Source organism: Xenorhabdus budapestensis (assembly GCF_017743015.1).
Taxonomy (GTDB): Bacteria; Pseudomonadota; Gammaproteobacteria; order Enterobacterales; family Enterobacteriaceae; genus Xenorhabdus; species Xenorhabdus budapestensis.
Map to the genome: position 1 here is coordinate 2,748,746 of NZ_CP072455.1, position 21,321 is coordinate 2,770,066.

Here is a 21,321-nt window from a genome sequence, read left to right on the forward strand (position 1 = left end):
TACCTAACGGGCACCTTTAATTAAAATTAGGTTGACCATTGGATGCCGTTAGCCCGCCATCTACTGGCAAGTTCACACCATTAATGAAACTGGCATCCTCACTCGCCAAAAATGCAATAGCAGCGGCCACTTCAGAAGGCTGCCCTGGCCGTTTCAACGAAATACGGCTATCGAAAGACTCAAGAGTTTCCTCGTCAAGACGTGCGACCATCGGGGTCAATACTAAACCTGGACAAACGGCATTGACACGAACACCTTGTGAACCATAATCCAGAGCCATAGCACGGGTGAGATTAACGACAGCGCCTTTTGACGCGCAATAGTGAGCGCCACCCCAATCTCCCCCTAAACCAGATATAGAGGCATTATTGACAATACATCCTTTACTTTTCAGCAAATGAGGTAAAGCAAAATAACTACAATTAAGCACGCCATTGAAATTCGTCGCTAATACCGCATTAGCCTCTTCTTCTGAGATATTCAATAAATCGCCGACTGCATACAATCCTGCATTGTTCACCAGAATATCGATCCGGCCAAAATGCCTGACCGTTTCATCAACCATATTTTTAACTGATTCCCGATCTGTAACATCAGTCTGGATCACCAACGCTTTTTCCGATGACAGTTCACTGAAAACACAATGAAGCTTATCAGTATCCCGTCCTGCTAATACAACAATGGCCCCCTCTTGCGAAAAACGTTTCGCTGTAGCCTCCCCAATACCGCTTCCTGCGCCAGTAATAATGACAACCTTATCCTCAAATCGAATCATGTTATTACCCTCATTGATGTATTTTCAATGCCCGTTATAAATCCAGAAATAGCAATATTCTTGATCCCGTTCTTCCTGACTGGAATTTATATGCCAGTGAGCATTGCGTATTTCAGATATTGATTGAGATATGGAAACTGATTTATTCAAGATAGATGTTATCTTATCGTCAGATAATGTATTTTAAAATTTATAAAAAACAGGAAATGTTTAACTATCATATCCTCCAGAATATAATTTGTTAATTACCTTGCTATTTCTTTTTTTATACCTGATTAACCATTAATTATTCAATAAAGGATTAATTCATGTTTTCTCAGTAAAAAATATAATAATCCTTCTTCCAGTAATTTCAGGCTAATAGTTTTATAAAACAAAAATAGCTTTATACAACAAAAATAGCTTTCCCCAAATAAAGTAGAAAAATTGGCTAATGTGCAACAACAAAATCCCTGGATTAGCAATGATTATTAGAGAGCTGGTGCTATATCCTTCGTCTTTCAAATTCCCTCTTTGTTGGCTGAGCTAATTTAACATAATTCAGATATGATATTGTTTTTTCTCACAAAATAATGCATTATTCTCCTTTTTGCAGTTTAGCAGGTAATAAAAAGTGAAAATGAAATCATTTTGCATCTCAGCAATCGCAGCCTCTGCAATTATCATCAGTGGATGCCAATCCAATGCTGATTCATTTGCAGCAGATGTTTATGACACAACTCAGTTAAACGAAAAACAAGAAACAAAGACAATCAATATCATTTCTGTCCTTCCTGCCAAAATCGTTGTAGAAAACAACTCCAATAGACAAGCTGCTCAAACATTTGGTGCCATTCTTGGTGCTGTGGCTGGTGGTGTTGTGGGTTATAACGCAGGTCCCGGTTCCAGAGCAGGTATTGCGGCAGGTGCAGTCGGTGGTGGCGCACTTGGTGCAGCAGCAGGATCAATAGTAGATGATAAAGTCATCGTTGAAGGTGTCTCTCTTACCTATAAAGAAAACACTAAAATTTACACCTCAACTCAAGTTGGGCGCACATGCCAATTCACTCCAGGGCTAGCGGTAGTCATTTCAACCAGAGCAAACGAAACGCGCGTTCAGCCTAATGCTACGTGCCAGGATAAAAAATAAGCAGGTGAACCATGATTAAAAAAATTCTTATTACATCTTTACTGATCGTTCTATCCACTCCTGTACTTGCTTCACCTCTTCAAAGCCAGCTTTCTGCCATTGCTCAGGCAGAAAGTGAAGGTAAAGCAGAAGAGCAAAAACAGCAGGCCGAAAAGAAAGCGCAGTTAGAAAGAGCAGCCAGAGCGGAAAGAGAAAGAAAGCAAAGAGAAACTGCTGTCAGAGCAGAAAAAATCAGAAAGCAAGAAGCTATCCGCAAAGCTGAAAAACAAAGAGTGCTGGCTGAAGCAGCGGCAGATAAGAAACGGGATCAGACTTATGAAGATGAACTACGCAAACTCGAAATAGAGATGAAAAAACTTGAACTAGAGAAACGTTCAGCCAGAACGAAGCGTGAAAATGAGTTCATTGATCAAGAACTAAAAACCCAGGCAGCAAAAACGGATGTTATCCAGTCAGAAGCTGATGCCAACCGTAATTTATCATCGGGCGCTAAGTCTCTGTTAGAAAGCGAAGGCAAAGCCAGAGAGAAAAAATCCAGTGGTTGGTTTAAGTAATCTATCTGTAAGTTTTCTGACTTATATTGGCTCAAACTTCATCAGACGGACACCTTAAATAGATGTCCATAATTTCGCATCATTTCAGATAAATCAATCAATGGCTTGGTATGTTATTATTCCAAGCCATTGGATCTTTTCTATAAATTTGTGGTATACCCGTCGTCTTTCAAGTTACATCTTAAAATCCATAGGTTATATTGCAATTACACTTTACATAATTCGATACTTACTGCGAATATCTCTGACCTGAGATTTGAGTTGCCCGCAACCACCCAAAATTTCTGTACTATCACTTTTATCTGATATGCATCGGAAACCGGCTTCAGTAAGTGCTTTAGCAAAAGCAGGCATCTCTTCTGAAGGATTCAATGATATTCCATTTATATCACTAACTTCATTCAGGTATTTTAGCTTGATAACAAATATGTCTTTATCCACCAAATCTTTTAACCGTGTTAAATCCTGTTGTGAATCATTTATTCCCTCTAACATCAGATAATTGACAATAACTGGAACACCAGTATGGTGATGATAGGTTGAAAAATGCTCAAGAAGTTCTTTAATACCAAATTTCGCTTTTGATGGAATCAACATATTGCGTTGTTCATCAGTGGTAGCATGGAGCGAAATGGAAACGGTATCCAGTGGAAGATCATAAATTTTATCTCCCGCGTGGCGAATACCGCCCGTTGTTAGTGTGGCCCTATTTGCCAATGTCTGCTTTTTAAACTCAGTGACTGCACCACTGATCTCTTTCAAATTCAATATTGGCTCCCCCATTCCGGCAAACAATATCGTATTAAGCCCTTCATCACCTCCCAGTGCCCCTGAATGTAATAAATGATCACGGCATAATACAACTTGCTGTACTATTTGCTCTGTCGTCATGTTTCCTAATGGCTGCTGCCTGCCCGTTTCACAGAATACACAACCAACAGCGCAACCATATTGACTGGATCTACAGAGGTAAGGCAAACGTTGCTCTGTATGCATAAAGAAAGTTGATTCAACGCTTTTTCTTAAATCTGAATCACTTGCTGACAATAAATATTTTTTGGAACCATTTTCTGATTCCACGACTTCGCTAATTTTCATCTTTACACCTTCTCAATGCTCTTTGGCGCGACGGCGCATATCAGAAACTTCACACATTTTAGGGCTGGATAGAGGCAAATCAGATTGGATAACTTCCTGATGTGTCTTAACCGGATCAATGAATAATTTTTGGATTTCATCCAGTTGCAGTGTGGAAAGATAACTACTATCGATACCCTGATAATTTTCTGGGATCGTCGTTGTTGTGGGGAAAACAAGTTGTTTCGGATATAAACGACCACTCCAGAATTCATCACCTTTTTCCAGTGGCTTAGTCATATTTTACCATCCAGTCGACAATGTTTTGTTGTCGTTCCATCAATGTAATGTCTTTAAAGAATGCAGTTAATACTATGGGGATTACGATCCCTCCTGAATTACGATAATTTTCAATAAAGTCCAGCCGTTGTTTCAATTGTACATTGGTATCTAACGCACTAACCGAAACTCTTATTTCTGCTTTAGCCACAATTAAGCGCCGAATAATGTCATCTGACATTTTCCGGAAGGCTTTGGGAAGGCTTTGGTGATAAATATCATCAACAATCCCGCATCCCGGGCCAACTTTAGTTCATTTATCAGACACACTGTTATTTGAGAGAATATTTACGATTCCAGATATATTATATTCCATCAACTTTTAAACATAGTAAAAATAACACTATCCAATTAGTTTGTTATCTGATTTTATATCCAATAGATTTCAAGTTGCATTACGATGGCAAGGAAACTAATCCTCGGAAGCATAGATAACAAAAGATAAAATTATCGGCTGAATAAAATCAGCTTTATCTCAGAGTAATTCCATAAAAAGTTATACATAATATGTATCCCCTCTATATACAATCAGAATACAGTAAGTTAAATTCTTTAAAGTAGTCTAATAGAAAGAGATAAATAACATTTTTCGAGGAGAAGTAATAGATCACACAATTTAAAAGGAGAAATTAATGACATATAAACAATCATATCCTTCTGACATAACACATTCTCCGTGGAAAGTTAATGACGCGCCATTATTAATTGTCCTTGGTCAATCAAACAGTTATGGTCATGGTACTCAATTATCATCAGATGAAGCAATTACTCAGGGTTTAGAAAATGTATTTACCTTATCCCTGCCAGAAGTTTATAGCGTTAATTTTCCCACAATTCACTGGACGGGGTTAACCAGTTTTGGTCATGCCAATATCGGTGCTCCCAACGGTCTGCCACGTGGTAATCAGGATCACCCTGTCAATCTCGCAAATCGTTTCGCCCGCCACTGGCAAGATCATATCGACGCAGGTAACACACTTAGCTTGCCTGATCTTTATGTCATTCTGATGGGTACAGAAAGAGGCTATCGCTCTACTATCGGTTTTGACATTGATCTTAGCGTATAGCACTATTAATAAGTTCTAAATCGAATCACAATAAATACACCTTATTAATCAAACATCTGACTCTATGACTAAACTTTACGATTATAACCCTCTCGTCACTATCAAAAGCGGCTCTCGAACTGGTTCACCCTTCTTTTGTATTCCGGGTGCGGGAGCCAGCGCTTTCAGCCTCCTTGAGCTTGCTTTGTCATTACCGCCATCCTTGCCTGTTTATGCTTTACAATCACGTGGGTTAGCAGATCCCAAACTGCCGCCTCATTCCAGTGTCAATGTGATGGCTCGTGATTACATTCAGGCTATCCGCCAAGTGCAGCCTACAGGTCCCTATCACTTATTAGGGCACTCCTTTGGTGGCTGGGTTGCCTTCGAAATTGCATTACAGCTACTGGAACAGGGAGAACAAATTGCTGATCTTATTCTCATTGATACCGAAGCACCTGATCCACAAGGTTGCAAATCCAAGTCTTTCGACCGTATCGAAACATTGATGGAATTAATTAAAATCTACAACATGATACTCAACCAACCACTACCGCTTACGAGAAAAGATTTTGAGGAGCAGTCGGAAAGCGAACAACTCCAGTATCTGTATCAGGAACTGATACGCTCTGGGCTATTCACTACCCATTCATCGATATCCTTGTTACAAGGTATTGTTCAGGTCATGCAGGCCAACCTGAATACGTGCTATACGCCTCATACTCACTATAACGGCTTAGTGCATTTGATTAATGCCAAAGAAGAGGATATGCAAGAAACACAAGGCCATATCACCCGCTGGAAAACACATGTCACTCAGTTAAATACAATGCTGGCACCCGGCAATCATATGACCATGTTGTCTATGCCGAATGTTAAAATATTTATTAATGCGTTATGGCCAAAGCAGGGGTAAAGTCAGAGTAAAACTATCTCATCATATTTCGATAATCACCGAAGTGACCACAAAACCTGCAAGATATCATGGCGTTTTCTATCCTTCAGAGGAACAATAATATTAGTTTGTTATATTTGAAGTCGAAATCGCAGAAAACCAAGGTGAACGTTACTTTGATACCACAACCGCACTTTACTTACTTAAAAAATATTTTGGTTATTATCTATTGGGAGATAAATTGCTGTCATCTCCCAATAAATAACCATTTTTAGGTAATGAGACTTATTAAAGGACATATTAGAGACTAGTATGTCGCGAACGAACAACCCATAAATCGACCAAAGAACATCCAATACCAATATCCCATTGAAAATCCTGCAACCAATACATAACTGATCGATCTTAATTTACACAGTGAAAATGCTTTGATGCCTTTCACTGCAAATACCAACATAAATGGCAAAAGAAAAAAGAGACATAATGGTGCTGTCAATATTCTGTCATCATTAATAACAAAAGAACTGACCACATCACAAACGGTATTGATCCCTTCTTCCCCGATCGCCCACTCAAAATCAACGGTTGACAAACATCCTATCAATATAATACTGAATAAAATAAAGGTGATACAGGCGAGTATATTTATAATTTTCATGCTCATTTATTTTTCTCATCTATTTATAAGGCATAAGACGAGATTTAATCCTTTCTTAAGCTCATTAAATTAAATCTGAAACGTTTATATCAAAAAACTTAATACGGCATTCTCTCGGCCTGCCAAAGATCAGATCTTGATCACAAGATAAAATAATATAATGAACAGAAAAACTAGGATTTGTCGGAGGCGAAAAATTCAATACACACTAAGAGGTATAATAAATTCAGGCTATTAATAACAATGCGTTATAAAAGCAGCAGAGGGAAGGAATAAACTCTTATCCGTTTAATTAGCAAACAGATAAGAGCCAAGAACCTGAAAGTCACAAGCTCACATTAAACTTAATTATCGATACATCTCAAACAGAGACATTCCTTTTAAGTCTGTAAACGCTTTAAAAGAAGCCTGCAAAGCAGCCTGTTGCTGGTAATAGCTGGAAATAGTCGCAGTCCAATCCACATCTACCAATTCCCCAGTGCGAACTTTATTGGCAATACTATGTTCACTACCCAAAGAATCCAGTTGCTCCAATTCCTGAAGTTGTAAACCAAGTACGGCTTCCACAGAAGATAAATTATTCAGGCTGTTACGGATACCACGGTTAGCTTTATTCATCAGCTCCGTAGCTTCGTTTTTCTGTTCTTCAGTCACCGAACTGTATGACGTTCTCAACGCTTTGATTGCCATATCAATGGTGGCAAAAACATCAGATTCACTCGAACTGCCATCAGGCTCTTTAATCGGGCTGGATGTCGCTGATAAGAAGACCTGCTGTCCGGTATGAGCAATCACCATTGTGCGGTTATCATCCACTTTCTGGGTGATTTCTTCGTAACCTCCGGCATAACTGACTTTACCATCTTTATCTGCGACAAAAGGAGGCTTATCCGTTTTATAACCAGCAAAAATATATCGGCCATTACCATCAGTTTTATTGCCGAGGTTTAACAGCTCTTGTTTAAGACCTTCCAATTGCTGCGCATAGGATTCACGATCCTGATTACTCTGTTCATCCGCAGCCGCAACTAAAGTCTCAAACACATTAGCTGCCACCTTAACGACATTAGAAGTAATGCTCAGTTGGGATGACATTGCATTTTTGGCAAAAATACGAGCAGTCATAAACTGCTGGTTTTTCGATTCAGATTGAGAAACCATGATGCTTTGTGATGCAGCCAAAGGATCATCGGATGGATTAATTACCCGGCGGCCACTAGATAGTTGTTCACCATATTTCATCCACTTGGATTGGGCGCCAAAAATCCCATTCATTTTTTGGCTGTATAATAGATTCGTACTTACACGCACAATATCATTTCCTTTTTGTTATCGGCGAATAGTTACTAGCAAGAATAATTACCATAAAAAACAGCTATCAGCGAATGCCCAAAATAGCATCAAATAAAGTCGTCGCCGTCTGGATCACACGGGCGTTTGCCAGATAGTACTGCTGCATACGTTGCAGTTCGCCGTATTCTTCGTCCATATTAACGCCGGAAATTGATTCACGGATCGATTTCAGTTTATCAACGATGTGGCCTTGTGTTTCAACGCTGATATTTGCGCTATTGGCTTTGCTGCCCACTGTACTTACCAGTGAAGCGTACGCTCCGGCAAAGGAAGCCTTGCCATCCACCAAACGTTTATCCTGTAATTCGAGGAATTTCTTCGCGTTGCGGTTATCACTCTGGCCAGCATCTTTGGCTCCCGCCGTTGCCAATTGGGATGAATCCTTCAGATTCACTTCCAACGTTGCCACGACGTTACTGACCGTTTTCAGTGTGTATTTGTCGTGATCCTGTGCGTTAGTAGCATCGATTTCTACTTTCAGCCCATCGAATTCCAGCGTATTGCCATTTTTGGTCACAGCAACCATTTCGCGATCAAAAAAACGCTGTACTTTCCAATCTCCACTTTCATATTTGAGAGTGTAATCACTGGCTTTCACTTTAGTGGTATCGGTGTACGCCACCTTGATGTCAGCCGTACCTTTGTTATCGCTGTTAGAAACAACATCCGGTTTAGTGAAGTTGAAAAAATCAACGCCTGGTTTACCTTTCAGGTCAAAACCGCCATGTTGTACCTGATTAAATTGGTCAGCCATGACCAGCGCCAGTTGGTTCAGTTCATTGCGGGTTGAATCGCCAACTCCGCTGCGCACACGCAATGCACCACCCAACTTACCGCCTGAAATGAAACGCTCATCAATTTCTCTCGTACCCACTGTGCCATTGTTATAACCCAGCGTAATACGGCTACTGTCGGTGCTGGCTGGAATAGCTTCCATCCGGTAGGATTTACTGCCCGATACCAGTGACATACCACCACCGAATGAAACGTTATAAACGTCGCCATCCTGCTGAGTGACATTCACTTCCACCAGCTCATTTAATTTACTGACCGCCAGATCACGTTTATCCAGCAATGCCAGCGGTTCACCTGTACCAACACCACGCATACGGGTGATTTCATTATTCAGTTTGGCAATTTCTTCTGCGTATTTGTTGATTTCTTTAACATTCTGCTCAATCTGAGAATTGATGCTGCTATCAACCTGACGCAGAAATTCGTCCGATTCTTTAAATCGACTGACTAAACCTCCCGCTTTGCCTAACACCGTAGTTCTTGCCGCGCTGTCTTCCGCATTGCTTTCAACCGTCCCCAGACTTTTGAAAAAGTCTTCAATGGAGTTCGACAGGCTGGTGTCTTTATCTGCCAACAAGTTGTTGATTTTGGTAATCTGCTCGTTATAAGCCTTTAAAGCAGATTGTTTGGTTTGCGCAGAGCTGTATTGCTGATTGATAAACTCGCTATATTCACGGTTAATGGTAGTCACCGTCACACCGTTACCCACAAAACCAGCGGGTGACATAGTTCCATTATTTTGTGTCATTACGGTGGTCTGTCGGTTATAACCTTCGCTTCTGGAGTTGGCAATGTTATTACCCACTACACTCATTGCCACCTGTGCGGCATTAATACCACTCATGGCAGTATTCATAAGACTGTTGGACATGTGTAGATCCTTTTACGTTTCCGTTATGCCTCCATCATGGGAGGCCAACTGCTGTCGTTATCGGTATATACCCAATGGATTTCAAGAGACGACTTGAAAGACGAAGGGGATAAATTATCTGTAAAAGTTATCGGCAGGATATTCTGATCCTTGAACAAAAATGATTTGGGCTGTTCGGTCAGAACAAGTTATCGAAATCATAGTTATAGGCTTTTACCATCTGATTGCCGCTACTCTTTAATTGCTGGATCAGTGATACCAGTTTCCCGGCATAACCGGGGTCTGTGGCATACCCGGCATCTTGTAAGGAGTATGCTCCCTGCTCTGCGGTCGTTGACCGAGCGACTTTGGCATAGCGCGGGTTTTCCGCCAGTAATTTGACGTAATCTGTGACCGCTTCCAGATAAGAGCCATAAACCCGGAAACTGTCACGTATTTTCTTCGGTTCACCATCAATGTATTCGGTTGTCGTAATCTGAGTGACAGGCCCTTGCCAACTCTTACCTGCTTTGATGCCAAACAGGTTATGACTCGGTTTACCCTCTTCGGTCAGAATTTCCCGCTGCCCCCAACCAGATTCCAGCGCCGCCTGCGCAATGAGCAGTAAATGGGGGATACCACTTTGCTGACTGGCTATCTGCGCAGGCACGGAAAGCATAGAAACAAAGCTGGCACTGCTCATTGGCACAGACCTGGTCATTGACAATGATTTCGACTGTGCTGCACGATTGGGCGATTTATCAGGTAGTGTCCGACGCAGAAACTGTTCCAAAGCCTGTTTTGGCAGGGTATGCAGGATTTCATTATCCAATGGCATCGGCACAATTCCGGCCAGTTCACTGGGAGCGCTGTTAGTATTAGGAATAGCAGTATTAGGAATAGCATTGGAAAACTGTTTGACGATCATATCGGCAAATCCCAGTCCTTTTTGAGAAAGATCCTGGGCAATCTGCTGATCGTACATTGAAGTATAAAAACGCGTCTGATCACTACTCAATATGCCATTCTGTGGCAACGAGGAACGCATACTTTTCAGCATCATCTGAACAAATACGCCTTCCAGTTGTTGGGCTACCTGCCGTAGCCCTTGTTGTGGTTCCTGTGACAATTTAGCTTTCAGTGAATGGAGTGAATTCACATCGTAAGCGACATTCGGCATCGTCAGAAAATCATTCATCAAATAATCTCCAACTTCGCCCGCAAGCAACCTGCACTTTCCATCGCCTGCAAAATAGACATCAAGTCTGTCGGTGTTGCTCCCAAAGCGTTCAACGCACGAATAACCTGAGTCAGGTTTGCACTGGCATCAACTTTCTGTAGCACACCGCCCTGCTCCTGAATACCAACCCCGGTATTGCGTGTTACAACCGTATTTCCCCCTGCCAGTGGTGTATTCGGCTGATTGACTACCGTCTGACGTTCAACAATCACAGACAGGCTGCCATGAGCAATTGCACAGCTATCCAATGTGACATTACGGTTCATCACCACCGATCCTGTACGGGAGTTGAAAATCACTTTGGCGTCGCCGGCACCGACACGAATATTCAGGTTCTGAACCTGTGACAAGAATTTCACCTGTTCGCTGCTCTCTATCGGCAAACGTAACTGTACCGTACGGGAATCCAGCGCTGTTGCTGTGCCTACCCCCTTTAGGCGGTTGACAGCATCACTGATTTGCTGAGCCAGACTAAAGTCATCCTCATTCAATTGCAGATTCAAAATACCTTTCTGACCAAATTTTGTTGGCAACTCCTGCTCAATGACAGCACCATTGGAAATTCGTCCGCCTGCAAGTTGATTAATTTTAAGGCTGTTGCCACCTGCACTAACTCCCGCACCACCGACCAGAATATTACCTTGTGCCAGTGCATATACCTGATTATCAACACCTTTCAGTGGTGTCATCAACAATGTACCGCCACGCAGACTTTTGGCATTACCCAGTGAGGAAACGACCACGTCAATGCTTTGCCCTGAACGCGCAAATGGTGGCAGTTTGGCTGTCACCATAACGGCAGCAACGTTCTTAAGCTGCATATTTGTACCGGACGGCACAGTGATCCCCAACTGTGACAACATATTACTTAAACTTTGGGTAGTGAAAGGCGTTTGCATGGTCTGGTCACCCGTGCCATCCAGCCCGACCACTAAGCCATAACCAATCAGCGCGTTATCCCTGATACCCTCAATGGTCGTCAAATCACGAATACGCTCAGCAAAAGCGTTGGTCAGCGCGAACGTGTTGAACAATACCAGCAAAAACGTAAAAAGGCTGGCGACTAATTTTTTCATCCTGACCATCCTCTTTTAAAACGGTGAGATATTTATAAAGAAACGCTGTAACCACCCCATGTGCTGCGCTTCATTGATATAACCATCGCCAACATATTCAATGCGGGCATCTGCAACCTGATTGGAGCTGACTGTATTGTTGCCGGTGATGGTGCGCGGGTTCACAACGCCGGAGAAGCGGATAAATTCCGTTCCCTGATTGATAGCAATCTGTTTTTCACCGATAACATGCAGGTTGCCGTTTGCCAACAATTGATCCACGGTCACAGTAATTGTACCCCTGAAAGTATTGTTCGCATTCGCTCCGCCTTTACCGCCAAACTCATTATTACCTTCCATGCCCAAATCAGTTTTATCACCACCGATCAATCCCTGTAAAAAACGGGGAGTCAGGGCAGCTGCGAAACTGGTTTTACCATTCCGGCTGGCATTCGCTGAGGAGTTTTTGCTGGCACTGACATTTTCTTGCAGGATAATCATCAGTGTATCGCCGATATTGCGTGGACGACGGTCTTCAAACAGTGGCTGATAACCGTAATAGACTGGCTGGACAGTCTGAAAAATAGAACCATTCGGCGCTGGGGCAGGTGCTTCGGCGGGTTTGGCAGTTGTCACCCCTTTCACCAGTGGTTTGTGCGGCATATAAGCACATCCCCCTAATGTCAGTATCGACAATGCGATTACCGCCACAGTTCTGCTGATATGCCGCTTATTCCCCCGGTTTTTCCGTAAACCGGCAGAGCTATAAGCTACATGTTTTTCAGCCTGTCTTTCAGCAACGGGCATTGTATCCATCTTCGATGCTCTTAAGTTTATCGTAGAAATCGTGGGGAATTTATTCCCCACTGATTAATGATTAGGTTATAACTGAGTCAGCTTTTGCAGCATCTGATCTGAAGTCGATACTGCTTTACTGTTAATTTCGTAGGCTCGTTGAACCTGAATCATACTGACCAGTTCTTCCGCCACATTGACGTTAGAGGTTTCAACATACCCCTTGTAGAGCAATCCGGCACCATTGATGCCCGGTGCATTTTCTACCGGAACACCGGAACTGTTGGTTTCCAGATACAGGTTCTCACCGATACTTTCCAGACCGCTTTCATTGATAAAGGTAGTCAGTGTCAATTGTCCAACCTGCTGCGGCGCGTTTTGCCCCTGCACGTTTACGCTGACGATACCATCACGAGCAATGTTAATTTTGGTGGCATTGTCTGGAATGATGATGGCAGGCACGACCTGAAAACCGCCGGCAGTCACTAACTGACCATTCTGATCCACCTGAAATGAACCATCACGGGTATAGCCAGTTGTGCCATCAGGTAACTGGATCTGGAAAAAACCCTGTCCCTTGATTGCCACATCTTTACTATTGTTGGTCTGTGCTAGGTTACCCTGACTGTGCAATCGCTCAGTCGCTACCGGACGAACCCCTGTACCAATCTGTAAACCGGATGGCAGGTTAGTCTGTTCAGATGACATTGCACCGGGCTGGCGTTCAGTTTGATAAAGTAAATCTTCAAACACCGCACGCTGACGTTTAAAACCATTAGTGCTGACGTTTGCCAGGTTGTTGGCAATTACATCCATATTTGTTTGCTGAGCATCCAGCCCAGTCTTGGCAATCCATAAAGATCGGATCATGAATTTATCCCCCCGATTAGCTCATAGTGAGAAGCTGGTTAGCCCGCTGAGCATTTTCATCAGAACTGTGTATAACTTTCATCTGCATCTCAAAACGACGCGCGTTGGCGATCATGTTCACCATGCTTTCCACTGGGTTAACATTGCTGCCTTCCAGTACACCCGGCATGATTTTCACTTCAGTGCTCGCCGCCAGTTCATCACCTTGTTGTTCCCGCGCCTGTGGCGTTAAATGGAACAAACCATCATCACCGCGCACTACTTGACCCGCTTCCGGTTTGACGATTTTCAGTTTGCCAATCTGCCCCAATAAAGTCGGAGGATCGCTGGCAATCAGGGCAGAAATGGCACCATCTGCTGCAATGGTCAGTTCAGCTTGTGGTGGAACATCAATTGGCCCGTTTTCACCCATCAACATACGCCCCTGTATCATCAGTTGCCCTTCTGGTGAAATCTGGATGCTGCCGTTGCGGGTATAGGCTTCCGTCCCATCTTCAAGTTGAACAGCCAGATAGCCACTTTGTCCGACAGCAACATCCAATGGACGAGCAGTATAATTCATTGGCCCCTGACGGCTATCCATGCCGGGAGTGGAGGCAACAACCAAAGTACGGGTTGGCAGGGTTTCACCTTCAATTGGAACAGCACGCAATGCAGCAAGCTGAGCTTTAAAGCCCGGCGTCGAAGCGTTCGCCAGATTGTTAGCAGTAACGGCCTGATGCTCCAGTGTCTGGCGCGCGGCGCCCATAGCGGTATATATAACGTGATCCATAAAGCTATCCGCCTGAGCTTATTAACGCATGCTGACCAAAGTTTGCAGGATTTGATCCTGTGTCTTGATAGTCTGGGCGTTAGATTGATAGTTACGCTGAGCGACGATCATATTGACTAGCTCCTGACTCATATCCACGTTAGACGCTTCCAGCGCACCGCTGATCAGCTTGCCGAAGTTACCAGAATCCGCAAGACCCACTACCGGACTACCGGATGCGCCGGATTCTACCCAAACGTTATCACCTTGCGCAGCCAAGCCTTCAGGATTAGAAAAGTTTGCCAGTACTACCTGACCTAATACTTGTTTCTGGTTGTTGGAATAGGTAGCGTAAATCTTGCCGTCATTATCCACACGATAGTCAATGAAACTACCCGCAGCATAGCCATCTTGTATTGGATTAGAGGTAGAATCTTGTGCAATGTTCTGCTGTTTACTACCCGAAAAATCGATGGTGATTGGTGCAGTAATTGACCCATTCAAAGATTCTACATTGAATGTAAATGCATTATTGATGTCGACCATTTGACCATTGCCGTCAAATTCCACATCACCCAATTTATGATGAGCGGTAGAACCTGCTACAGAGATATCCTTAGCATGAAACTCCCACTTATTATTGGCTGTTTTCACGAAGAATATATTGAGATCATGTTGATTTCCCAAACTGTCATAGACTTGCAGAGTTGTGCTGTAGCTAAAGCTATCTTTATTATTCGGATCAAAGGCGTTTTTTACCTGATCAATCGCTGGGTGCATTGAATTTAGGGTAGCTTTCAACTTAACTTCTGTGCTCGCTTTTGCATTCAACATATCCGTTGGAATTGAAAGCGGCTCTACAGCTCCGCCTTGCTGAATTTCTCCGTTTACCGCCGGATAACCCGTCAACTTCATGCCCTGCATATTGATCAGATTACGCTCTTTATCCATTTGGAACTGACCGTTACGGGAATAGAAAATATTACCGCTGGAATCCTGCATGCGGAAAAAACCGCCTTGTGTAATTGCCATATCCAACTGGCGATTAGTCTTAGTGGTTGAGCCATCTTTAAAGTTCTGAAACATACCAGAAACCTTAACCCCCAAACCCACGTCTGAACCACTGAAAACATCCGCAAACGCGGCTGAGCTAGATTTAAAGCCAAATGTCGCTGAGTTTGAGATGTTATTACCAATAACATCCAGATTACTCGCTGCGGCATTCAAGCCACTAACCGCTTGTGAAAAAGACATATGTCCTCCGTTTAATTAAAGAATCTGACGAACTTTATCCATGGTTACCGTACCCGCCAGCCCTAAATCTAATTTAGTGCCGTCCTCACCCCGCGTGACACCGTTTACCACACCCTGTGTCAGCGGAAGTGTCACTAACGCTTGATCTTGATAGCTTGCAGAAACAGTGAAGCTATATGCTCCGTCTGCAACTTCCTTGCCATCCGCGTCTTTACCATCCCATACGAGGTTATGAACACCTGTATTTAACTTACCGATATCCAATTCCCGGACTACCGCACCACTCTTATCTTTGATGGTTACTTTGACACTGTCGGCAGGCCGGTTCAGTTCAAACCCAAATGTACTGATTTCTTTCTTTTCATTGGAACCTACTAAAATTTTATCGCCAGGGATCATGACTTTACGACCAATTAACATGGTCGTTTGCATTGTTTGATTGCCTTCCATTTGTCCAACAATGGCACCCAACGATTTATTGAGTTTTTCAATGCCTTCAACAGTACTGATCTGCGCAAGCTGCGCAGTCAGTTCATTATTTTGCATTGGATTGGTTGGGTCCTGATTCTTAAGCTGTGTAACCAGCAAATTCAAGAAGTTATCTTTGATATCGCCACTTTTCTGCGGCTGTGTTTTGGTGATGCTGGCTAATTCACCGACCGTTGAATTATCCAAAGAGTCATTGATTGAAGCGGTAACTGCCATAATGGAATTCCTGTTACTGACCCAGAGTCAGGGTTTTCAGCATGATGGACTTAGTGGTGTTGAGAACTTCAATATTTGCCTGATAACTGCGGGAAGCAGAGATGGTATTGACCATTTCCCCGACGACATCGACATTTGGCATACGAACATAACCTTTTTCATCCGCCAACGGGCTGCCCGGCTGATATTCAAGACGGAAAGGTGTGGGATCATCCACCACTTCACTGACGCGCACACCGCCGATCTCCTGTCCTGCTGGCGCAGCGACACGAAATACGACTTGTTTGGCACGATAAGGCTCGCCATCCGGCCCAACGATACTATCGGCATTCGCCATATTACTGGCGCTGACATTCAGCCGCTGAGACTGAGCAGAAAGCGCGGAGCCGGCAATATCAAAAATACTGAGTAAAGACATTCCCATTATCCTTGTGACTGTAGAACTGACATCATGCTTTTGATCTGAGCATTCGTCATGGTAAGTTCAGCCTGATATTTCAGACTGTTATCTGCGAAATTGCTACGTTCCATATCCATGTCAACGGTATTTCCATCCATCGCCGTCTGGTGAGGCACCCGGTACAATAGATCCATCTCCAAACGTTTCTGAGGCTGAATGGGAATATGTCGATTGGAAGTCAGAGTCAGCCCAATTCCATTCCCCGTCACACGACCATGTTCCATCACCTTTCTTAATTGGGCGGCAAAATCGATATCACGAGCCTGATAGCCAGGGGTATCCGCATTGGCAATGTTCGCCGACAGAATTTCCTGCCGCTGGTTGCGGAGTACCAGGGCTTCTTGTCGAAAATGAAAGGCGGTATCTAATTTATCGAGCATATTCCTCCCTCGCCTGTTTTATAGCCGGCTTTTATAGGCCAGTTTAGGGTAAGTCCCGCAGAACCAAGCCCCGTAACGCATTAAGAGCGCTAACAGCATAAACTCAGAAGAAAAAGCCGATTCGAAGAATAGACACAAATTGATTTGCTATTTATCCCATTAACTAATAATCAAGCGCGTTACACTATTAACATCCAGCAGATACTGAATATTTTTGGAATCATGGTTTACCTCACTAGTGTCAGGTAATAGAAGGTAAGAGTAAGAGAGATAAAAATGATTAAAATACCTGTATTAAAATTTATCGGATCCCTTACCTTTTTTCTTAACCTGTTTTTTGGTGGTTCTTTGGCATGGGGAAATGATTTACCCCGTTCAATCAATGATTATTTCAAGCAGATTCATTACGGCACGAATTATAAGGTTTCCGTAGACATCAAAACACCGGAACAACAATGGCCAACATGTGAATCTCCTGAAATACATCCACCAATGGGCAATAAAAATTGGGGAAATATTTCGCTGCCGGTTAACTGTGGTCAGCAACGTCGTTTTATGCAAATCCACGTCAGTGTTACTGGCCCATATTTAGTTTCAAATCGTGCAATTCAACGTAATTCGGTACTGAGAGAAAAAGATTTTCAGGTCAAAACAGGCGCTTTAGACAAACTACCAAACGACATCATCCATAACAAAAAGGTTACACTTAATGGTATTGCCATTCGCAACATACCTGCCGGGCAATTCATCACTCGTAATATGCTCCGGCGTCCCTGGGTGATTAAAGCCGGACAAAATGTTGTCATTACTGTAGATGGGCAAAATTTCCGGGTACGTTATAAAGGAAAAGCAATTAACAATGCTGCAAGTTTTGATAATATCCGTGTCCGCTTGGTTTCCGGGCAGGTTATTACCGGAGAAGCTCAGGAAAATGGTAGTGTAAAAATGATGTTATGAATGGCTAAAGTTTTATGTTTCTACGCCGATATAACCATCAGACCATGATTTACAGGCATGCCAGCGGTATATCGCCTGCTACCTCTACCCAATAGAGTATAAGATAAATAAATAATGCCTGATTAAAGGATTACAATTATGAGTATTGAACGCACTCAACCTCTACTGGCTATTGCTGCTTTACAGCAACGCAATGCCAATGAAAGTGCCCAAAGCACTCGCAGGACTGTGGCTGTTGCAGAAAAAAGCGCCGATACGCAAGTTAGACTGAGTGAGGCGCAGAAAAAACTGGTTCAGCCAAGTAGTCAAGACATTAATATCCAGAAAGTACAACAACTGAAAGAAGCTATTGCGAAGGGAACCCTAACTATGGACAGTGGTAAAATTGCTGATGCCCTGCTCAGAGAAGCCCTTGAAAACCTTGAAAACTGATTACTTAAAACTTATTACCTTAATAACAAGAATTATAAGAAATAAACCAGCAAAATCATAAAGGCCATAAATGGAAGAACTTCAACTCTTGCTTGAGCAGCAAAGTGCACACTTACATTCGCTTTCGACAACGATGGCAGAAGAACAACGTATCCTGAACGAAGGCTTTATTGAAGCGAATCATTTGCATCGTGTCACAGAGCAAAAAACATTTTTGCTTTCGGCACTCGATCATGCGGAAAGAAAGCGTCAGCAATTAAATGGAACGCTGAAAGTGAGTGCACCTTATGCTGACCATGAAATATTAGCTGTGTTGTGGGATCAAATCAGTCAGTCGGTTGAACGAATTCGTGATTTAAATACGCATAATGGATTTTTGTTGGATCAACATATTGAGTTAAATAGTCAGGCAATTGCTTTTTTGAAAAGCCATCACAGCCCTTCTCTTTATGGCGCTGATGGTCAGGCCCGTCATAATTCTGCATTATCGGGTCATAAGATCAGTGTTTGATTATTCTCATGCTGCTTAAGCAACAATCTTTACAGACCTCTTGGTATATCCGTAATAATAAGAGGTCTGTTTCTGTGTAGTTATATTTTCCTTTGGATGTAGGCCATGATTCCAATTTATTGATAGTGATGAATATTTAAATAATCCCCCATGACTCTGTCATGCATTTCCACGGATTTTGAAAAAGATAAGGTTTTGCGAGTCAGTCTTGCCAAATGCTGACGAAGATTCAGGTTATGTCTCTCTATGCGTTGTGTATAACGCTTGCTGACCACATGCAATTTCCCCATCAGTGTTTTTTCATCGCTTTTCCAGCCATCGGTCATACAGACCACTATGTTGAAAGAAGCCAGTAACGCCATCAAACGCATCAAGGTCTTTTTCACCTAATGAATAATTAAAAATTTATATATACCCTTCATATTTCAATTAAGATGAGGGAAAACAGGCAAGATTATTATTCGAGATGAAAGTAACAAACCCCGTTATTTTCAACGAGGTTTGTCAGAGATTTGAGTCTATAGTTTTAACGAGAAGACTTTAATTCACGAAGCGATTTTAAATAGTAAGCCTTTCCGGGATTATACAACGGCCCCATATCAATAGTTTCACGGTTAGATTTGGCAACATATCCCATTCCTTCTCTGGCTGCATTCGCTAACAGCCCGCAATCCTGATCACCAGACCAGGAAAAGATCCCTCCTAATTGATGTTCGCTGACGTATTCTCCTTTTTGTTTCACCGTACGCGGCGTATCCAATGAAATGAAATGCCCCTGCTTTTCACTGAACAGAAAATCGGCATCCGCGTTGGTGTCCGTCATCAATACAAATCCATTCTTTCCGGTGCTGAGTGTGTGTTCATTATCCAGGTAATTATTGACGATATCGAAAAATTCCGGTGCCCCCTTTTCCATTGTTCCTAACGCATCAGCGGGCATATCATACCGGCGTGTTTCAAGATTGGCACCTTTACCTGCACGCCCATAGTTGGCATAACCTAAGTTAATCATGTTCAAGGGAATGCCCAATTCTTGATGCAGATATTGAATCGCTGCCTCAGCGGAAAGATCATATTCTCCCTTGGGATCGGGATCGTTGGGGGAATAAAGATTAGTGTGGTGACCAATATAACTCGCCCATCCTGTACCAAAAAAGTCGTAACTCATCAGGAAGATGTTGTCCAGTCCATTTTTCACTAGTTCAGCAATATTGGATTTCTCCAATTTCGCTTTTACCCCGCTACAGGCAATGGAAATTTCCTTGCTGCCGATACCAAACCGATTATCCAGTGCTGTTCGTAACTCTTTAACCAAAAGGGCATAATTTTTACCATCATCTTCACTAATGTGATTGTGTTCATCCCCCGCGGCTCCCGGATATTCCCAGTCAATATCCACACAACTGAACATCGGGAAACGCTCAAAAAAATCGACTACACTACCAATGAAAACACTACGCTGATTTTCATCAGCCGCCATCACGGAAAAATAACTCGACAGGCTCCAGCCACCAATACTGAATGCCAGCTCCAGTTTATGGCCGGCCGCACGTGCACGCTTTTGGAGTTCCCGCAATCCTCCCAACAAACCAGCCGCTTTACTCTGGTTGTAATAGGGCAGAAACGTTCCCGGATTAATTGCCGTGTTCTGATTTGTTTCTGGCAATCCCACGTTATGCGCTGTTCCTAAATCACCGTAAGGATCCAGTGGCACAATATGACCTTCACTGATTTTCTGATCAGTCTGGGAATTCCAGCCAGCCCACACTTCGTTCACTTTGTCTTTCTTAACACCAACATCACCACAAACACCTAAAAAACTGAAAATCAATTTGTCATAAATGGTTGGATCAATGGTCGCTAAATCAAATCCCCTGCCCCATTGGTTTGGATCTTTATTCTCTTCATCATCTTTATCAAGACGAACATCATATTGGGACCAATCTGTAATATAAGCAGAAAGTTTGGGCTTTGTTAGATCGCTTTCATACTGGTTATACATGGGTTTACAGACACGGGTAGCGGTATAAGATAAATATGAACCTGAGCCATCGGGTTTGTATCCAACTTGTTGGTAACTGTCTTCCGTATATTCATCAAATTGCAGAATAGGGAATGGAATATTTTCTGTTGGCAATACCGTGCCATCCGTTGGATTGCCATGCTGTTTCATTTCATCTGCCGTTGCTGCACGTACATATTTCCAGGCATTATGCGGTGAACTTTCTTTGCCGGATTGACCGGGAACATGCCAGCGTTCAACCCAATAAGTATTGGTATAAACGTTACCATCAAAAATGACATTATAAACTTGCCCGCCTTCCTGCTGGTTCCAGGCAGTTAATGGTTCACCAATAGCATCACTGATATCGGACATTGCTTTTGATGATGTATAAATGTATTTATTAGCCATTGAGAAACTCCAATCGTTTTTCCTGTT

24 protein-coding genes and 1 pseudogene are annotated in these 21,321 nt (G+C 42.8%); 7 read left to right on the forward strand and 18 right to left on the reverse strand.

Features of this window, described 5'->3' with window-relative positions; all coding sequences use genetic code 11:
- Positions 1-16 precede the first annotated feature (16 nt).
- Positions 17-775 (reverse strand): meso-2,3-butanediol dehydrogenase, encoded by a 759-nt coding sequence (gene budC, locus HGO23_RS11845; protein WP_209026733.1) that lies wholly within the window; start codon positions 773-775, stop codon positions 17-19.
- Between the two features lie 619 nt (positions 776-1,394).
- On the opposite strand from budC, the gene HGO23_RS11850 reads away from it, so the two are divergent.
- Together HGO23_RS11850 and HGO23_RS11855 are read left to right on the forward strand one after the other, a co-directional pair.
- The gene (locus HGO23_RS11850) at positions 1,395-1,904 is read left to right on the forward strand and encodes a hypothetical protein (protein WP_099134908.1); all 510 of its coding nucleotides are present in this window, start codon (positions 1,395-1,397) and stop codon (positions 1,902-1,904) included.
- A 14-nt stretch (positions 1,905-1,918) separates the two neighbouring features.
- Entirely contained in the window at positions 1,919-2,458 is a 540-nt protein-coding gene (locus tag HGO23_RS11855) for a DUF5384 family protein (RefSeq protein WP_209028777.1), read from the forward strand.
- A gap of 213 nt (positions 2,459-2,671) precedes the next feature.
- Here the strand turns inward: HGO23_RS11855 and HGO23_RS11860 are convergent, their stop codons facing one another.
- Genes HGO23_RS11860 through HGO23_RS19680 form a run of 3 tightly spaced genes read right to left on the reverse strand, consistent with a single transcriptional unit; the run spans position 2,672 to position 4,025 of the window.
- Positions 2,672-3,556 carry a radical SAM protein gene (locus HGO23_RS11860; protein ID WP_209026734.1) on the reverse strand — a complete coding sequence of 295 codons (885 nt, stop codon included), beginning with the start codon at positions 3,554-3,556 and terminating at the stop codon, positions 2,672-2,674.
- A gap of 12 nt (positions 3,557-3,568) precedes the next feature.
- The gene (locus HGO23_RS19675; RefSeq protein WP_244967795.1) at positions 3,569-3,835 is read right to left on the reverse strand and encodes a hypothetical protein; all 267 of its coding nucleotides are present in this window, start codon (positions 3,833-3,835) and stop codon (positions 3,569-3,571) included.
- Positions 3,828-4,025: a hypothetical protein gene (locus HGO23_RS19680; protein WP_244967796.1), complete on the reverse strand. Its 198-nt coding sequence runs from the start codon at positions 4,023-4,025 to the stop codon at positions 3,828-3,830. Before HGO23_RS19680 ends, HGO23_RS19675 begins: the two co-directional genes overlap by 8 nt.
- Before the next feature lie 481 nt (positions 4,026-4,506).
- On the opposite strand from HGO23_RS19680, the gene HGO23_RS11870 reads away from it, so the two are divergent.
- Complete coding sequence (locus HGO23_RS11870; RefSeq protein ID WP_244967797.1) at positions 4,507-4,941, forward strand: hypothetical protein; 435 nt, start codon at positions 4,507-4,509, stop codon at positions 4,939-4,941.
- Positions 4,942-5,005: 64 nt separating this feature from the next.
- Complete coding sequence (locus HGO23_RS11875) at positions 5,006-5,836, forward strand: thioesterase domain-containing protein (protein WP_209026735.1); 831 nt, start codon at positions 5,006-5,008, stop codon at positions 5,834-5,836.
- 286 nt (positions 5,837-6,122) lie between these two features.
- Here HGO23_RS11875 and HGO23_RS11880 read toward each other — a convergent pair whose 3' ends face one another.
- From HGO23_RS11880 to flgB, 12 genes are all read right to left on the reverse strand, one after another.
- Positions 6,123-6,479, reverse strand: a complete 357-nt coding sequence (locus HGO23_RS11880; RefSeq protein ID WP_209026736.1) for a DUF2645 family protein — start codon at positions 6,477-6,479, stop codon at positions 6,123-6,125.
- Positions 6,480-6,821: 342 nt separating this feature from the next.
- Positions 6,822-7,784, reverse strand: coding sequence for a flagellar hook-associated protein FlgL (gene flgL, locus HGO23_RS11885; protein ID WP_209026737.1), 963 nt, complete (start codon positions 7,782-7,784; stop codon positions 6,822-6,824).
- Between the two features lie 67 nt (positions 7,785-7,851).
- Positions 7,852-9,492 (reverse strand): flagellar hook-associated protein FlgK, encoded by a 1,641-nt coding sequence (gene flgK / locus HGO23_RS11890; RefSeq protein WP_099134832.1) that lies wholly within the window; start codon positions 9,490-9,492, stop codon positions 7,852-7,854.
- 178 nt (positions 9,493-9,670) lie between these two features.
- Positions 9,671-10,669 (reverse strand): flagellar assembly peptidoglycan hydrolase FlgJ, encoded by a 999-nt coding sequence (gene flgJ, locus HGO23_RS11895; protein WP_209026738.1) that lies wholly within the window; start codon positions 10,667-10,669, stop codon positions 9,671-9,673.
- Positions 10,669-11,787, reverse strand: a complete 1,119-nt coding sequence (locus tag HGO23_RS11900) for a flagellar basal body P-ring protein FlgI (RefSeq protein WP_244967798.1) — start codon at positions 11,785-11,787, stop codon at positions 10,669-10,671. Before HGO23_RS11900 ends, flgJ begins: the two co-directional genes overlap by 1 nt.
- A gap of 15 nt (positions 11,788-11,802) precedes the next feature.
- The gene (locus HGO23_RS11905) at positions 11,803-12,582 is read right to left on the reverse strand and encodes a flagellar basal body L-ring protein FlgH (protein ID WP_209026739.1); all 780 of its coding nucleotides are present in this window, start codon (positions 12,580-12,582) and stop codon (positions 11,803-11,805) included.
- Between the two features lie 66 nt (positions 12,583-12,648).
- Positions 12,649-13,431 carry a flagellar basal-body rod protein FlgG gene (gene flgG / locus HGO23_RS11910; RefSeq protein ID WP_099134836.1) on the reverse strand — a complete coding sequence of 261 codons (783 nt, stop codon included), beginning with the start codon at positions 13,429-13,431 and terminating at the stop codon, positions 12,649-12,651.
- 16 nt (positions 13,432-13,447) lie between these two features.
- Positions 13,448-14,203 carry a flagellar basal body rod protein FlgF gene (locus HGO23_RS11915; protein WP_099134837.1) on the reverse strand — a complete coding sequence of 252 codons (756 nt, stop codon included), beginning with the start codon at positions 14,201-14,203 and terminating at the stop codon, positions 13,448-13,450.
- Positions 14,204-14,224: 21 nt separating this feature from the next.
- Positions 14,225-15,436 carry a flagellar hook protein FlgE gene (flgE, locus tag HGO23_RS11920; RefSeq protein ID WP_209026740.1) on the reverse strand — a complete coding sequence of 404 codons (1,212 nt, stop codon included), beginning with the start codon at positions 15,434-15,436 and terminating at the stop codon, positions 14,225-14,227.
- Positions 15,437-15,451: 15 nt separating this feature from the next.
- Entirely contained in the window at positions 15,452-16,141 is a 690-nt protein-coding gene (gene flgD / locus HGO23_RS11925; protein WP_099134839.1) for a flagellar hook assembly protein FlgD, read from the reverse strand.
- 13 nt (positions 16,142-16,154) lie between these two features.
- On the reverse strand, positions 16,155-16,559 hold the full coding sequence (gene flgC, locus HGO23_RS11930; RefSeq protein WP_209026741.1) for a flagellar basal body rod protein FlgC: 405 nt from the start codon (positions 16,557-16,559) through the stop codon (positions 16,155-16,157).
- 5 nt (positions 16,560-16,564) lie between these two features.
- On the reverse strand, positions 16,565-16,981 hold the full coding sequence (flgB, locus tag HGO23_RS11935) for a flagellar basal body rod protein FlgB (RefSeq protein ID WP_047681127.1): 417 nt from the start codon (positions 16,979-16,981) through the stop codon (positions 16,565-16,567).
- A 276-nt stretch (positions 16,982-17,257) separates the two neighbouring features.
- Between flgB and flgA the strand changes: the two genes are divergently transcribed.
- From flgA to HGO23_RS11950, 3 genes are all read left to right on the forward strand, one after another.
- Positions 17,258-17,938, forward strand: a complete 681-nt coding sequence (gene flgA / locus HGO23_RS11940) for a flagellar basal body P-ring formation chaperone FlgA (RefSeq protein ID WP_244967799.1) — start codon at positions 17,258-17,260, stop codon at positions 17,936-17,938.
- A 138-nt stretch (positions 17,939-18,076) separates the two neighbouring features.
- Positions 18,077-18,370 (forward strand): flagellar biosynthesis anti-sigma factor FlgM, encoded by a 294-nt coding sequence (gene flgM / locus HGO23_RS11945; protein WP_209026742.1) that lies wholly within the window; start codon positions 18,077-18,079, stop codon positions 18,368-18,370.
- Positions 18,371-18,440: 70 nt separating this feature from the next.
- Positions 18,441-18,881 (forward strand): flagella synthesis protein FlgN, encoded by a 441-nt coding sequence (locus tag HGO23_RS11950; protein WP_099134842.1) that lies wholly within the window; start codon positions 18,441-18,443, stop codon positions 18,879-18,881.
- Between the two features lie 116 nt (positions 18,882-18,997).
- On the opposite strand, the pseudogene HGO23_RS11955 reads toward HGO23_RS11950, so the two are convergent.
- Together HGO23_RS11955 and HGO23_RS11960 are read right to left on the reverse strand one after the other, a co-directional pair.
- Positions 18,998-19,258, reverse strand: a pseudogene (locus HGO23_RS11955) (IS1 family transposase); the annotation flags it as partial.
- 149 nt (positions 19,259-19,407) lie between these two features.
- Positions 19,408-21,294, reverse strand: a complete 1,887-nt coding sequence (locus tag HGO23_RS11960; RefSeq protein WP_209026743.1) for a glycosyl hydrolase family 18 protein — start codon at positions 21,292-21,294, stop codon at positions 19,408-19,410.
- Between the last annotated feature and the right edge of the window lie 27 nt (positions 21,295-21,321).

Coding starts and splice junctions, on each gene's coding strand:
- HGO23_RS11860 (WP_209026734.1), bottom strand. CDS start 3,556: ATGAAAATTAGCGAAGTCGTGGAATCAGAAAATGGTTCCAAAAAATAT.
- HGO23_RS11850 (WP_099134908.1), top strand. CDS start 1,395: ATGAAATCATTTTGCATCTCAGCAATCGCAGCCTCTGCAATTATCATC.
- flgA (WP_244967799.1), top strand. CDS start 17,258: ATGATTAAAATACCTGTATTAAAATTTATCGGATCCCTTACCTTTTTT.
- HGO23_RS11915 (WP_099134837.1), bottom strand. CDS start 14,203: ATGGATCACGTTATATATACCGCTATGGGCGCCGCGCGCCAGACACTG.
- HGO23_RS19675 (WP_244967795.1), bottom strand. CDS start 3,835: ATGACTAAGCCACTGGAAAAAGGTGATGAATTCTGGAGTGGTCGTTTA.
- flgE (WP_209026740.1), bottom strand. CDS start 15,436: ATGTCTTTTTCACAAGCGGTTAGTGGCTTGAATGCCGCAGCGAGTAAT.
- flgD (WP_099134839.1), bottom strand. CDS start 16,141: ATGGCAGTTACCGCTTCAATCAATGACTCTTTGGATAATTCAACGGTC.
- flgK (WP_099134832.1), bottom strand. CDS start 9,492: ATGTCCAACAGTCTTATGAATACTGCCATGAGTGGTATTAATGCCGCA.
- HGO23_RS11950 (WP_099134842.1), top strand. CDS start 18,441: ATGGAAGAACTTCAACTCTTGCTTGAGCAGCAAAGTGCACACTTACAT.
- HGO23_RS11870 (WP_244967797.1), top strand. CDS start 4,507: ATGACATATAAACAATCATATCCTTCTGACATAACACATTCTCCGTGG.
- flgM (WP_209026742.1), top strand. CDS start 18,077: ATGAGTATTGAACGCACTCAACCTCTACTGGCTATTGCTGCTTTACAG.
- flgJ (WP_209026738.1), bottom strand. CDS start 10,669: ATGAATGATTTTCTGACGATGCCGAATGTCGCTTACGATGTGAATTCA.
- HGO23_RS11960 (WP_209026743.1), bottom strand. CDS start 21,294: ATGGCTAATAAATACATTTATACATCATCAAAAGCAATGTCCGATATC.
- flgC (WP_209026741.1), bottom strand. CDS start 16,559: ATGTCTTTACTCAGTATTTTTGATATTGCCGGCTCCGCGCTTTCTGCT.
- HGO23_RS11900 (WP_244967798.1), bottom strand. CDS start 11,787: ATGAAAAAATTAGTCGCCAGCCTTTTTACGTTTTTGCTGGTATTGTTC.
- HGO23_RS11875 (WP_209026735.1), top strand. CDS start 5,006: ATGACTAAACTTTACGATTATAACCCTCTCGTCACTATCAAAAGCGGC.
- flgG (WP_099134836.1), bottom strand. CDS start 13,431: ATGATCCGATCTTTATGGATTGCCAAGACTGGGCTGGATGCTCAGCAA.
- flgB (WP_047681127.1), bottom strand. CDS start 16,981: ATGCTCGATAAATTAGATACCGCCTTTCATTTTCGACAAGAAGCCCTG.
- HGO23_RS11905 (WP_209026739.1), bottom strand. CDS start 12,582: ATGGATACAATGCCCGTTGCTGAAAGACAGGCTGAAAAACATGTAGCT.
- HGO23_RS11880 (WP_209026736.1), bottom strand. CDS start 6,479: ATGAGCATGAAAATTATAAATATACTCGCCTGTATCACCTTTATTTTA.
- budC (WP_209026733.1), bottom strand. CDS start 775: ATGATTCGATTTGAGGATAAGGTTGTCATTATTACTGGCGCAGGAAGC.